A 13055-nucleotide genomic window follows, 5' to 3' on the forward strand; every position below is an offset into this window, starting at 1 on the left:
TAATGCCCATATGCGCGAAGTTACACTCCGCCTCGCCGGAGGCGCCGACGAATCCGGAAACCGGATATTATATCTTCTCCACTTGAGTGTAATCCAGTTCAAGCGGGGTTTCCCTGCCAAACATGTTGACGTGCACCTTAAGCTTCGCTTTATCAAGCAAGATCTCTTCGATCGTGCCGACAAACCCAGCAAAAGGACCTACTTTGACATTGACGGTTTCTTTCAGTTCGAACTCGATCTTCGGCTTCGGTTCCTCAATGCCCATGTGTTTCAGAATCTGATCCACTTCTTCAGGCAATAGCGGAGTCGGCTTTGAACCGGATCCCGTCGAACCGACGAAGCCCGTCACGCCGGGCGTGTTGCGAACGACATACCAAGAATCATCCGTTTGAACCATCTCTACGAGAACATATCCGGGGTAAACTTTACGCATAACGGTCTTTTTCTTACCGTCCTTGTTTACCACTTCTTCTTCCATAGGCACGAGCACGCGGAAGATTTTATCCTCCATGCCCATCGATTCAACGCGACGCTCTAGGTTCGCCTTCACTTTGTTCTCATACCCGGAATAGGTATGCACCACATACCATCGTTTTTCCATAGCCATCCACCTTCGGACCCTTCTTAAACAACCAGTTCAACCAATTCAGAGATCCCGATGTCAAGAACCCAGAAGTAAATGGTTACGAGAATAATAGTAACAAGCACTACAATCGTATAGCTTGTCAACTCTTTACGGCTCGGCCATCTAACTTTCTTCAGTTCTGCCCAACTGTCTGCGAAGAAACTGAACGTCGTTCCGAAGCCTTGCTTCAGCTTAGCCAAAAAAGCCACGTTCACACCTCCAATAGACTATCTCGTCTCGCGATGAGGAGTATGCTCGTTACAGAACTTGCAAAACTTCTTCATCTCGATGCGGTCGGGGTGATTGCGCTTGTTCTTGCTGTTTGTGTAGTTTCTTTGTTTGCAGCTCGTACAAGCCAACGTAATGATTACCCGCATTGAAGTACACCTCCTGAGCTGTACTTAGTGTTGCTCGTTTATGTTGAATCATAATTGATTCCTGAGCCAATAGAGCCAATAGGTTGAAAATTGCATTTTTAGACCTACCCAAACAGATTATCACATTGCAATTTTCGTGTCAATGCCGATATATTCAACAAATAATTTGGCAATCGAGCGGCAAAACCGCGCCATTCCTCGTTTTACTGCATAACAAGCGACATCGGGTGTCTCACGTGCAGTATGGCCAATTTTCGGCAAAATAGACACTTATCTATATATGAATATGCTGACACTTCATATACAGTTCATTCTAGCGCGAGGATCCTACGCATTGACAAGCTGTCGGCAAATAAAAAAGACTCGCAGCACGAGTCCTTATGATTCGTATTCCTTATCCTCCAATATCGCGCACTTCCAAATAACGTTCTAGCTTGCGCTTCACTCGTTGAAGAGCGTTGTCTATGGATTTCACATGCCGATCCAAGTCGACTGCGATCTCCTGATATGAACGGCCATCCAAGTAGAGCATGAGCACTTTGCGCTCCAGATCGCTCAATATTTCAGACATCTTGTCTTCTAATCCAACGAACTCTTCTTGATTAATGATAAGCTCTTCCGGGTCCGATACTCGAGTGCCGCAAATGACATCTAGCAACGTACGATCGGAATCCTCATCATAGATCGGCTTATCCAACGAAACATAAGAGTTAAGCGGGATATGCTTCTGCCGAGTCGCTGTCTTAATCGCAGTAATAATCTGCCTCGTAATGCACAATTCAGCAAATGCTTTAAAAGATGAGAGCTTGTCTCCTTTAAAATCACGAATCGATTTGTAAAGGCCAATCATGCCTTCCTGGACAATATCTTCCCGGTCGGCGCCGATAAGAAAATAAGAACGGGCTTTCGCGCGTACGAAATTGCGATACTTGTTAATCAAATACTCCAAAGCTTCGCTATCACCTTCGCGGACCGCTTCAACGACATCTTCGTCCGTTCTGCAGTCATATCCGTCCGTACTTGTTTCTCTGAGGTCGATGCTCACGAACTATCCCTCCGGCCTGCAAGGCGTGCACTGCTCGACTCGCACTCTATCAAGCATAGAATTAGTATACATTATGTAACTTCCAACCGTCAACCGATACGACTGCCGGAAACCACTAAGTAAATAGTAGATTTGTAAGCAAATGGTGGCAATTGATTCCCATATGTTACCTATTGTTACATAGCTGTTACATAATTCTTACAGATCGCCTCGACGCCACTTTTCAAGCCTCGCCCGGACATCTAACGTCAGCGATCCGTCTACCGTATTTCGTTTAACCGGGCGAATCTCCGCTTCTTTCAGCGTCGCCTGGATTTGCTTCTGCTTCTGCCCGATGTCAATGAGAAGCTCCCTGGCTGACAAGCGAAGCGCCCCTTTGCCAAACGCCACATGCTGCTCCGTCATATCAGACGTGGCAACGTATATATTTCGTCCGCGCATCGTCAGTTCGACCACTAATCGTTCAATGCATTCGTCTGCTGTTTCTTTTTCTTTGGTATAAACAACAACCATCTCATGTTGCTTGTACTTCGCGCCAAGCCCTGGAACCTGATGCGCGTCAAACACGACATATACATGCATTCCCGTAAAGCCTTGATAGTCGGCAAGCATGTCCAGCAATGCGTCCCGCGCATCCTCAAGATCATGATCGCGAAGGCGCTGCAAAACCGGCCACGCTCCAATGACATTGTAGCCGTCAACCAGAAGGACGTCTCCCCTCCGGCTCATCGTCAGATGCCCCTGCGTTGGCGAAGCACTTCATACATGAGCACACCCGCCGCAACGGATGCATTCAACGAATTAAGTTGACCCGCCATAGGCAGCTTGATAAGAAAATCGCATTTTTCACGGATGAGGCGCCCCATCCCCTTGCTCTCATTGCCAATCACGAGACCAAGCGGCATATCAAACTTCGTGCGGTACACGTCTTGCTCCGCCGCAACGTCTGCTCCGGCGATCCATACGCCTTGCTCCTTGAGCGTTTCAATCGTTTGCGCCAAGTTGGTCACGCGCGCAACGGGCACATACTCTGCTGCTCCAGCAGAAATTTTGGACACCGTAGCCGTCAATCCGACGGAACGCCGCTTTGGAATAATGACGCCATGCACGCCCGTGCACTCAGCTGTACGCAAGATCGAGCCCAGGTTGTGCGGATCCTCAATCTCATCTAGCAGCAGCAGGAAAGGCGTTTCTCCCTTTGCCTTGGCCGCAGCGAGAATTTCCTCAACCTCGTAATACCGATAAGCCGCCGCTTGCGCGATTACGCCTTGATGGGCAACCTCTCCCGCCATGCTGTCCAATTTGCGTTTATCTGCGAACTGCACAATGATGCCATGCTGCTTCGCTTCTGCGACAATCGGCGCCGTCAGATGCTTCTGCGAGCCTTCCGCGATCCACACCTTATTAATCTCGCGGCCAGAGCGAAGCGCTTCGAGCACAGGGTGCTTGCCTGCAATGATTTCCCCGTCATTATCCGCTGTCGCCTGTTCCGCTTGCACCTGCTCGGTTGTTCGATATCCGCCCGAGCTTCTCTCGCGCTGGCGTTCTTGTCTATAGGGATTGTTCCGTGATTTCATGCCTTATCCTCCTCGGACCGGATGGGTCCCTGTTCATCCAATACAACGGCCAACAGCTCGCGAAGCCGGGTACCGCGTCTTTCATAATATAAATAGCCAAACAGCGCCTCAAGCGCGGTAGCTTGTCGATAATCAGCCACGTCGGCATTTTTGGGCGGTGCGCCCGATTTGGCATTACGCCCCCTGCGCACGACCTCCGCCTCTTCCTCAGTCAAGAGCGGCAGCAGCTTTTCCAGCGAAATCCGCTGTGCTTTAGCCGACACTCGCTTCGTCGCTTCCCGATGCAATTCATGCATCTTATGGCTCGGCTTAGCGATCAAATATTGCCGCACCAGCAGCTCAAACACCGCATCCCCAGCATAAGCAAGCACGACCGGATTCATGAGCCGAGCCGGCTTCGAGGGCTCATGAATCAACAGGTCAAGGGCATCCAACGAGTCTCCGTCGTTCAAATGCTCCATCATTTACGACGCCACTTAATGCCTTGCGGCGTATCTTCCAATACGATATTGTCTGCAGCGAGCAGATCGCGAATCTCATCGGCACGCGCCCAATTTTTGGCTTGGCGCGCTTCCGTACGCTCCACGATCAGCTTCTCGATCTGCTCATCCAGCAGCTCGCCCGCTTCATCCGCGCGCGGCAGCAGCCCGAGCGTGCGGTCAAATTGCTCCAGCAGCGCAAGCAGCGCTTGCAGTTCGGCTGCGGAAGCGTCTTGGCGCTGCATTGCTCCATTAGCTTCCGATACGAGATCAAACAATGCCGTAATTGCGTCCGGCGTGTTAAAATCATCGTTCATTTTGGCGGCAAATTGTCCGGCAATAGCAGCCAAGCGCGCATCCAGCGCGTCATTGCCTGAAGCAGCGACAGCCTGCTGCGGTTCAAGCGGCTTCTCGCCCAGCACGGACAGGCGGTGCAGCAGGTTGCCTGCGCAATTCACAATGCGCTCAACGCTGTTTTCGGCTTGCGCAATCGTGTCGTCGCTGAAGTTCAGCGGACTGCGATAGTGCGTAGCGAGCACAAAATAACGAATCGCCTGCGGCTTCGTCCGCTTCAGCAGCTCACGAACGGTGATGCCGTTACCGAGCGATTTGGACATTTTCTCATTGTTAATGTGAACATAGCCGTTATGCATCCAATAGTTTGCGAGCGGCTTGCCCGTCAACGACTCGGATTGCGCCACCTCGCACTCATGATGCGGGAACTGAAGGTCATGCCCGCCGCCGTGGATATCCAGCGTATCGCCGAGATATTCGCGCGCCATCGCGGAGCATTCGATATGCCAGCCCGGCCGGCCGTTGCCCCATGGGCTGGACCAGTGGATCTCGCCCGGCTTAGCGGACTTCCACAGCACAAAGTCTTGCGCATGCTGTTTGCGCTCGTCGATTTCGATGCGAATGCCGAGCTGCAATTCCTCCGTATTTTGATGCGACAGCTTCCCGTATGCCTCGAATTGGTTCGTGCGGAAGTAGACGTCGCCAGCGCTCTCGTAAGCAATGCCTTTGTCTACCAAGCCTTGAATAAAGCTAACAATAAGCGGGATGTGATCCGTCACTCGCGGATTACGCGTCGCCTTGTGCACACCGAGCGCTTCGATATCCTCATTAAAAGCAGCGATAAACGTATCAGCCACCTCTGGCACGGTCGTGCCGAGCTGTTCCGCTTTACGGATCAACTTATCATCAACATCCGTGAAGTTGACGATGTAATTCACTTCATAACCAGTTACCTCTAAATAGCGTCTCACAACGTCGAAAAAGATAACCGGACGCGCATTGCCAATATGAATATAGTCGTACACGGTCGGCCCGCACACATACATTTTGACCTGACCTGGCTGCTGTGGCTTGAAAGCCTCCTGCGCCCTTGTCATTGTGTTATAAATGGAAACGGTCATTTGACAGATTCTCCTTCGAGTACGGGCTCTCGGGTCTTTCCCGCCTGCGCCCTCAATTCATGTACCTCATGCCGCAAATCGGCTATTTCCTTCTGCATCGTCCGAAACATCTCAATAACGGGATCCGGCAGCTTGTTATGGTCAAGTCGATCCCCTACCCGTTCGCCATTTCGTTTGACGATACGTCCAGGTATGCCGACTACCGTACTGTTGTCAGGCACCGCCCGCAAGACGACGGAATTGGCGCCAATGTTGGAATTCGCTCCGACAGAGAAGGAGCCCAGCACTTTAGCCCCTGATGCGATAACTACATTATTGCCAATCGTCGGGTGACGCTTTCCTTTTTCCTTCCCCGTCCCGCCCAGCGTAACGCCTTGATAGATGACAACATCATCGCCAATCTCGCAGGTTTCGCCTATGACAACGCCCATGCCATGATCAATAAATAATCGGTCGCCAATGCGAGCGCCCGGATGGATTTCGATCCCCGTCATAAATCGACTGAATTGCGATACGCCCCGTGCAATAGCGAACCATCCCCGCTTATAAAAGCCATGTGCAATGCGGTGAGCCCAAATCGCATGGAGACCTGAATACGTGAACACAACCTCCAGCTTGCTGCGGGCTGCCGGGTCATTGTCAAACACAGCCTGTATGTCTGAGCGAATATGTCTAAACATGCCGTCTCCTCCTCCCGCTCCTCCTCTAACTATCCGTAAGCCTGCGATCATTCATCCTGTGTGCATTTATGCAAAATCCAACAGGCCACCGCGCTTTCGTTCCCCATATTTGCAGCATTGCCTTCTCCATGCATAAAATGCTTCTCGTACAAAAAAACCTCCGCAGTCACAAGGACTGCAGAGGCGTGTTCGTCGCGGTTCCACTCTGCATGAATGCTCCCGATCGTTAGCTCGCTCCAGCATGTAGCGTTTATCGCCTCAGCCGCGCCGCCTGCGTATCGAATCGTCATTCATCTCAAGTACCCTGTAACGGGGGTATCCCGTTGCCGCCTACCCCGATGAGTCAAACGGTCGTCTTGCTGTGCAAGACCGACTCGCAGCGCTGCATTCGGATCGGAGCAAAGCTCCCAGGTGCATCAGTTACGCTGTGGAATTAGACAACTTGCAGCCCAATGCCGGTATGCCGCATTCGCGGGCCCGCATGACGGTTGTCCTCTCTGATAATTCCGCTATGGCGAACTTCTCCTGTTCAAAGCCTTTCACTTATAGGACCGTATAGGAGCAATCCTTCGATTAGCTCCAGCTATGCCTTTAAATTCAGTATACTCAATCACCGCCAAGGTGACAAGGGCGGACGTCCGCGTTTACGCGCTTATTGGCCAAGGCGAAGCTTCAAACGGCTCGCTACTTTATCCTTGCCGAGCAGCGCGATCGTCTGGTTCAGGTCAGGGCCATGCGTTTGGCCGGTCAAAGCCGCTCGAATCGGCATGAACAAGGCTTTGCCTTTGTTCCCCGTCTCCTGCTGCACCGCTTTAATCATCGCCTTCATATCGTCCGCGCCAAATGCGGCAGCCGCTTCAACCTGTGCCAGGAACGCGCCCAGCACAGCCGGCACCTGTTCTTCGGCCAATACCGCAGCTGCGTCGCCTTCATCTTCAACCGCATCGCGGAAGAACAGCTCCGTCAGCGGAACGATTTCCGACGCAAAACGGATTTTGTCTTGATACAACTGCACTAGATCCGTAACCCAAGCGTGCGCGGCAGCATCCAGCTCGGCCGATACGCGGCCTGCCTTTTGCAAATGCGGCAAGCAAAGATTGACGAGACGGTCGATATCGGTTTTCTTCACATACTCATTGTTCATCCAAGCCAGCTTGTTCGTATCGAACACAGCCGGGCTCTTGCTGAGCCGCGCTGCATTAAACACGCTGATCAGCTCTTCGCGCGTGAACATCTCTTGCTCGCCCTCTGGCGACCAGCCGAGAAGGGCAATGAAGTTGAACAACGCTTCCGGCAGATAGCCCAGTTGGTCATATTGCTCGATAAACTGAATGATCGACTCGTCGCGTTTGCTCAGCTTTTTGCGCGTTTCGTTCACGATCAGCGTCATATGACCGAACTGCGGCGGCTCCCAGCCGAGCGCTTCATAGATCATCAGCTGGCGAGGCGTATTCGAGATATGGTCTTCACCGCGCAGAACATGAGAGATCCGCATCAGGTAGTCGTCGATAACAACCGCGAAGTTGTAAGTCGGTATGCCGTCCTTCTTCACGATGACGAAATCGCCCATGCCCTCGGATTCGAAGCTGATTTCGCCTTTTACCATATCGTTGAATTTATAAGTCTTGCCTTCTTGCACGCGGAATCGAATGCTCGGCACGCGGCCTTCCGCTTCGAACGCTTGGCGCTGCTCCTCTGTCAGCTCGCGGTGGCGGCCCGAATAACGCGGCGTCTCGCCACGGGCAGTCTGCTCCTCGCGCTCTTGCTCAAGTTCCTCTTCTGTGCAGTAGCAGCGATACGCGCGCCCTTGATCGAGCAGCGTCTGCCAGTATTCGCGATAAATATCAAGACGTTCCGTCTGGCGGTACGGCCCGTAGCCACCACCGACGTCAATGCTCTCATCCCAATCGATGCCGAGCCATTGCAAATACTTAAGTTGGCTTTCTTCCCCGCCTGCTACGTTGCGTTTCACGTCCGTATCTTCGATCCGGATAATGAATTTACCGCCCAAGCTGCGTGCATACAAATAATTGAACAATGCCGTTCTTGCATTGCCGATATGAAGATGGCCCGTCGGTGACGGCGCATATCGAACGCGAACTTCCTGTGTCATATGTTAGTGCTCCCCTCGTACGTTTGCCGCGCCTTGCGGCGGCCGACTTATCGTAAACTAATGCCTAAGATGATAGCACATCCTTGACAAGACAGACAACCGATTGCGCCGCGATCCCTTCGCCCCGTCCAGTAAAGCCGAGCTGCTCCGTCGTCGTCGCCTTCACGTTCACTTGCGACAAATCGTCGGCTTCCAGCACGCGCGCGATGACCTCCACCATTTGCGGAATATAAGGAAGCATCTTCGGCTTCTGCGCGATAATCGTATTATCGACGTTGCCCAGCTTATAGCCCCGCTCCTTCGCAAGCGCCCAGACATGCTCAAGCAGTTTGACGCTGTCCGCGCCCTTGAACGCCGGATCCGTATCCGGAAAATGCTTGCCAATGTCCCCGAGCCCTAGCGCCCCAAGCACAGCATCCGCCACGACATGCAGCAGGACATCTGCGTCGGAATGGCCCAGCAGACCTTTCTCATACGGAATGGTTACGCCGCCAATAATACACGGACGCCCCTCTACCAATTGATGTACGTCGAATCCTTGTCCAACACGAATCATGCTTGTATCCCCCTCTTAAAATGTAACGATTATAATGGCTTGCGCATTTCTAATAGAAACGTCGCATACGGCAAATCTTCCGGCGTCGTGATTTTGATATTCGTATAATCGCCTTCCGCCACAACGACCGGAACGCCCAACCGTTCGACGACCATTGCGTCATCGGTGCCGACGAAGCCCTCAGCTTCAGCTTCTTCATGCGCATGCGTCAGCAGCGCACGACGAAAAGCTTGTGGCGTTTGGATCGCCCACAAGCTTTGGCGGTCAGGCGTCGCAACGATGACACCCGCTTCATTAACCTGTTTAATCGTATCCTTCACCGGCACCGCAAGCACAGAAGCGCCAGCGCGTACAGCAGCCTCGCAGCCTCTGCGTACAGCTTCCGCCGTCACCAGCGGGCGAACGCCGTCATGCACCATAACCCACTCGATATCCGCTGGCAGCGCCTTTAGCCCTAAGTGGACCGAATGCTGGCGCTCAGCGCCGCCAGAGACGACTGCCGTTACTTTATCCAAGCCATATTGCGTTACCCAATTCCGGCACCGGTCGATGTCGTGTTCCCCAACGACCAGCGTAATCGCCTTCGTATCCGCAAGCGACTGGAACAGCTCCAGCGTATGCACCAGAATCGGCTTGTCCTGCAAAGCCAGATACTGCTTGCTTTCCGCTGTTCCCATCCGCGTGCCTTTGCCTGCCGCTACGATGACGACTCCCCACTGTGCTACCATGTTTGCCAACCGCCTCACTGTATGATCATACGTCCATCATACCGTGTTTATTGCGCTTTTTCCAACAGCTTCGGCTTCGCGAAGATCATTCGGCCCGCAGATGTCTGCAGCACGCTCGTCACGAGCACTTCCATCGTCGTTCCAATATATTCGCGGCCGCCCTCAACGACGATCATCGTTCCATCGTCCAGGTAAGCGACGCCTTGACCATGCTCCTTGCCATCTTTGATGACCTGCACGACGATTTCCTCGCCTGGCAGCACGACCGGCTTCACCGCATTGGCCAGATCGTTGATATTGAGCACCGAAACGCCTTGCAGCTCGCAAACCTTATTCAAGTTGAAGTCGTTGGTTACCACTTTGCCGCCGAGCGCCTTCGCCAGCTTGACCAGCTTGCTGTCCACCTCGCCGATTTCCTCAAAATCGCCCTCATAGATGAGCACTCTAACATCCAGCTCTTTTTGGATTTTGTTCAAAATATCAAGCCCCCGCCTGCCGCGGTTCCGCTTGAGCAAATCCGAGGAATCCGCGATATGCTGTAGCTCTTCCAAAACGAACTCCGGAATGACGAGCGTTCCTTCAATGAATCCCGTTTTGCAAATATCGGCGATTCGACCATCGATAATGACGCTCGTATCCAAAATTTTATGCTCCTCAAATCGGCTCTTGCCATCATCCTCAACAGGCGTCGCTCGACGCTGCATCAACGCGCTCCAGCCCGCTGCCATCTCTTCCTTTTTCCCTAGGCCAAGCTGCAGCCCCAAATAACCGAGCAGCGCCGTCAGTATAACAGGAAATACAATGCCGATTCCGTTGATCCGCGCGACAGCCGGATAAAGAAGCGCCGCAAAAATAAGTCCCGCCAATACGCCTGCCGCTCCTGCAAGCAAATCACTCATAGGTACAGCTGACAGTCGCTCCGATCCGCCGCGAACACGCTTCATTATAGGTGTTGCCAGCATCGTTGCAGCCGTTAGTCCGCAGAAAGCGCCAATCGCAATGTTCGCATAGTACATGCCAGAGCCGCTACCTTGTACCGACGTGCTTACGAGCGAAGACGATAATCCGCCGCCCATCCAATCATGCCACTGGTTGCCTAATGCGCCGCCCAACCAAATTCCGATAATTTGTATCATTCGTTTCATGACCTAATCCACCTCCATTACCCATTATGGTCAGCGCATCCGCCCATTAATCCCCGCTTCAACCATTTTCTTTTTGAAAAGGATCGGCGCGAAGATTATAATAGAGTTATACGAAAGCCGATGACGAGAAAGGTGGATGAATGTGAGCGCTCCAACACTGGATCAATTTCAACGGCAAGTGTCTGAACTATTGCTACGACACCGCAGTCTATTAGATGTCCTGTCCAAATACGGCCAAACCGGCTCCGCTGTCAACCGCGCTGTTGCCAAGGCTGTTACAGAATGCGGCTGCATTGAATTAAATGCCAAGAAACAAGCTTATTCGGATGAAACGGATCTGACAGAAGCCCAATCCATGCTGGAAAATCACATGAATGGCGAGCTGTGCGAGCAGTGCAGCGATGTGCTTCGCGCCGAGCTTGGCCGCAATCTATTCTACATGTCCGCGCTTTGCAATTTGCTTGATATTAAGCTCGAAGAAGTCGTGGCGAATGAAGCAGACAGATGCTCCACGCTTGGCCTGTTCAATATGCGTTAATGATTCAGCACGAATAACAGGGGGGACCCCAAAGCCACGACGGCTGGGGCCCCCTGTTTTTGCGCTGCAGCGGTTCGTATTGTGTGGTGTAAAGCAGCTTATTTGCTTAGAGCAACTTGCTCATTGCAGTTCCTACAATGGGATCAACTCAAGTGTGGGAATGAGGAAGTGTCATTGCATATGATGCAATAGGAAAGACGGCTTTCCTATGTTTTAGGCGCATCTTAGCTCTCCTGGCTCGCATATCGTTGCATGGGCTGCAATAGGAGCCTTCGGGACAGGTTTCTCCCACCTTTCCCATTGTACAAATCGCAACGGCAATCCGGCCGCAGCAGCGATCGTACAGACCCTCCACTCTGCACAGTCAGCCACTTTGAAGCGCTACACACTTGGAACAAGCGAAAAAGCTGTCCAAAAGTCTATTGATCATGACTTTTGGACAGCTCCGTTGTAGATTCTATTCTGTTAACGGTTCTAAACGATATCCTTGAAGATCGGCGCAATCTGGTTCAATTGCTCTCTCGTCACGTCGCCGTATCGGGTAATGCGCGGCGTACCGGTCAGATCGATGATCGTACTCGATTTGGTCGTTCCTTGCGCTTCCCCTTTCAATATATAGTCGACATTCCCGCCGACTTGGCGCAGCGCAAGATCAAGGTCAACGAGCACGCCGTCCGCTTGGCCGGACAGATTCGCCGACGTCATCGCAACCGGCATGTTCGTATATTTCATCATGCCGCGCCATACCGGATTGCTCAAGCAGCCAAGAGCGACCGTCGAACCGCCGCATACCATGCGATCGGAGATCGAAGGCTTTTTCGGCAAAATGATGTTGAGCGGTCCTGGCCAGAACGCGTCCGCGAATGCCTGCACAAGGCCGGGATCAGCCGCCTCCGCGTAGTCCTTCCACTCGCCCGGCTCCAAGAAGAACAGTGTCAGCGCCGACGTCGCCGGACGGTTTTTGATAGCGAACGCACGCTCGATTGCGTCATCCTTCCATGGATTAAGCGTTAATGCCAGATTCGTATCGCTCGGGGCGATGACGATGCCTCCGTTAACCACACATTCCGCTGCTTTGCGGAAGTTTTCCTCATTCGGCTCCAAAACTTTGTTATTCTCGCTCATTCTGAACACTCCTCTTCGACTTTATTAGATGTAGTTGCGGCAGGCATTAACCCGCAATAATAGCATCGCGCTGCTCGAACGCATCGATCTTATCAATATGGCGAAGCGTCAATGCAATATCATCAAGCCCTTGCAGCAGCGTCTGGCGGCGGAACTCATCTAGCGTGAACGGAATGATCAATCCGTATGCGTCGCGGATTTCGCAATTTTCAAGATCAACCGTCAGCGTATAACCTTCGTGCCGCTCCGTCTCCTTGAATAGAAGCTCGATTGCTGCATCATCCAATTTCACAGGGAGCAAGCCGTTCTTGAAGCAGTTATTATAGAAAATATCAGCAAATGATGACGCGATTACGACGCGGAAGCCGAAATCCGTAATCGTCCACGGCGCATGCTCGCGGGAGGAGCCGCAGCCAAAGTTAGCGCGAGCCAGCAATACCGAGGCTCCCTCGTACCGCGGTTTGTTCATCTCGAACAGTTCGTTGCGCGAACCGTCCTCCTTAAACCGCCATTCATAAAACAGATAAGGACCAAATCCCGTCCGCTCAATGCGTTTCAGAAAGTTTTTAGGAATGATAGCGTCTGTATCAATATTCGACCGGTCCACTGGACCGACAATGCCCGTATGGGTTTGGAATGGCTCCATATATGA

16 protein-coding genes are annotated in these 13055 nt (G+C 52.4%); 1 reads left to right on the forward strand and 15 read right to left on the reverse strand.

The genetic code is table 11. From position 1 onward, the window contains the following. Window positions 1-67: 67 nt before the first annotated feature. From nusG to PAECUDRAFT_RS09870, 13 genes are all read right to left on the reverse strand, one after another. A complete protein-coding gene (gene nusG, locus PAECUDRAFT_RS09805) occupies window positions 68-601 on the reverse strand; it encodes a transcription termination/antitermination protein NusG (protein WP_006037963.1) in 534 nt (177 codons plus the stop codon). A 23-nt stretch (window positions 602-624) separates the two neighbouring features. Continuing rightward, window positions 625-834 (reverse strand): preprotein translocase subunit SecE, encoded by a 210-nt coding sequence (gene secE, locus PAECUDRAFT_RS09810; RefSeq protein ID WP_006037964.1) that lies wholly within the window; start codon window positions 832-834, stop codon window positions 625-627. 18 nt (window positions 835-852) lie between these two features. Further along, window positions 853-1002 (reverse strand): 50S ribosomal protein L33, encoded by a 150-nt coding sequence (gene rpmG / locus PAECUDRAFT_RS09815; RefSeq protein ID WP_006037965.1) that lies wholly within the window; start codon window positions 1000-1002, stop codon window positions 853-855. A gap of 394 nt (window positions 1003-1396) precedes the next feature. Continuing rightward, a complete protein-coding gene (sigH, locus tag PAECUDRAFT_RS09820; RefSeq protein WP_006037966.1) occupies window positions 1397-2047 on the reverse strand; it encodes an RNA polymerase sporulation sigma factor SigH in 651 nt (216 codons plus the stop codon). Window positions 2048-2245: 198 nt separating this feature from the next. Next, entirely contained in the window at window positions 2246-2776 is a 531-nt protein-coding gene (locus PAECUDRAFT_RS09825; RefSeq protein WP_006037967.1) for an NYN domain-containing protein, read from the reverse strand. Between the two features lie 2 nt (window positions 2777-2778). Beyond that, complete coding sequence (gene rlmB / locus PAECUDRAFT_RS09830) at window positions 2779-3624, reverse strand: 23S rRNA (guanosine(2251)-2'-O)-methyltransferase RlmB (RefSeq protein WP_006037968.1); 846 nt, start codon at window positions 3622-3624, stop codon at window positions 2779-2781. Further along, window positions 3621-4085: a Mini-ribonuclease 3 gene (locus PAECUDRAFT_RS09835; RefSeq protein WP_006037969.1), complete on the reverse strand. Its 465-nt coding sequence runs from the start codon at window positions 4083-4085 to the stop codon at window positions 3621-3623. Before PAECUDRAFT_RS09835 ends, rlmB begins: the two co-directional genes overlap by 4 nt. Next, on the reverse strand, window positions 4085-5518 hold the full coding sequence (gene cysS / locus PAECUDRAFT_RS09840) for a cysteine--tRNA ligase (protein ID WP_006037970.1): 1434 nt from the start codon (window positions 5516-5518) through the stop codon (window positions 4085-4087). The genes PAECUDRAFT_RS09835 and cysS overlap by 1 nt, the downstream gene beginning before the upstream one ends. Continuing rightward, the gene (cysE, locus tag PAECUDRAFT_RS09845; RefSeq protein ID WP_006037971.1) at window positions 5515-6198 is read right to left on the reverse strand and encodes a serine O-acetyltransferase; all 684 of its coding nucleotides are present in this window, start codon (window positions 6196-6198) and stop codon (window positions 5515-5517) included. The genes cysS and cysE overlap by 4 nt, the downstream gene beginning before the upstream one ends. A 652-nt stretch (window positions 6199-6850) precedes the next feature. Further along, window positions 6851-8311, reverse strand: coding sequence for a glutamate--tRNA ligase (gene gltX / locus PAECUDRAFT_RS09855; RefSeq protein ID WP_006037972.1), 1461 nt, complete (start codon window positions 8309-8311; stop codon window positions 6851-6853). Between the two features lie 64 nt (window positions 8312-8375). Further along, on the reverse strand, window positions 8376-8867 hold the full coding sequence (gene ispF / locus PAECUDRAFT_RS09860; protein WP_006037973.1) for a 2-C-methyl-D-erythritol 2,4-cyclodiphosphate synthase: 492 nt from the start codon (window positions 8865-8867) through the stop codon (window positions 8376-8378). A 29-nt stretch (window positions 8868-8896) separates the two neighbouring features. Beyond that, window positions 8897-9595: a 2-C-methyl-D-erythritol 4-phosphate cytidylyltransferase gene (gene ispD, locus PAECUDRAFT_RS09865; RefSeq protein ID WP_006037974.1), complete on the reverse strand. Its 699-nt coding sequence runs from the start codon at window positions 9593-9595 to the stop codon at window positions 8897-8899. Window positions 9596-9642: 47 nt separating this feature from the next. Then, window positions 9643-10740, reverse strand: coding sequence for a PIN/TRAM domain-containing protein (locus PAECUDRAFT_RS09870; protein ID WP_006037975.1), 1098 nt, complete (start codon window positions 10738-10740; stop codon window positions 9643-9645). A gap of 142 nt (window positions 10741-10882) precedes the next feature. Here PAECUDRAFT_RS09870 and PAECUDRAFT_RS09875 point away from each other — a divergent pair, with 142 nt between their 5' ends. Continuing rightward, window positions 10883-11278, forward strand: a complete 396-nt coding sequence (locus tag PAECUDRAFT_RS09875) for a nucleoside triphosphate pyrophosphohydrolase family protein (RefSeq protein ID WP_006037976.1) — start codon at window positions 10883-10885, stop codon at window positions 11276-11278. 474 nt (window positions 11279-11752) lie between these two features. Here the strand turns inward: PAECUDRAFT_RS09875 and PAECUDRAFT_RS09880 are convergent, their stop codons facing one another. Further along, window positions 11753-12403: an L-threonylcarbamoyladenylate synthase gene (locus PAECUDRAFT_RS09880; protein WP_006037977.1), complete on the reverse strand. Its 651-nt coding sequence runs from the start codon at window positions 12401-12403 to the stop codon at window positions 11753-11755. Between the two features lie 46 nt (window positions 12404-12449). After that, window positions 12450-13049 (reverse strand): 3-isopropylmalate dehydratase small subunit, encoded by a 600-nt coding sequence (gene leuD, locus PAECUDRAFT_RS09885; protein WP_006037978.1) that lies wholly within the window; start codon window positions 13047-13049, stop codon window positions 12450-12452. Window positions 13050-13055: the final 6 nt, after the last annotated feature.

Origin of the sequence: Paenibacillus curdlanolyticus YK9 (genome assembly GCF_000179615.1) — a bacterium.
GTDB classification, from domain to species: Bacteria; Bacillota; Bacilli; order Paenibacillales; family Paenibacillaceae; genus Paenibacillus_T; species Paenibacillus_T curdlanolyticus.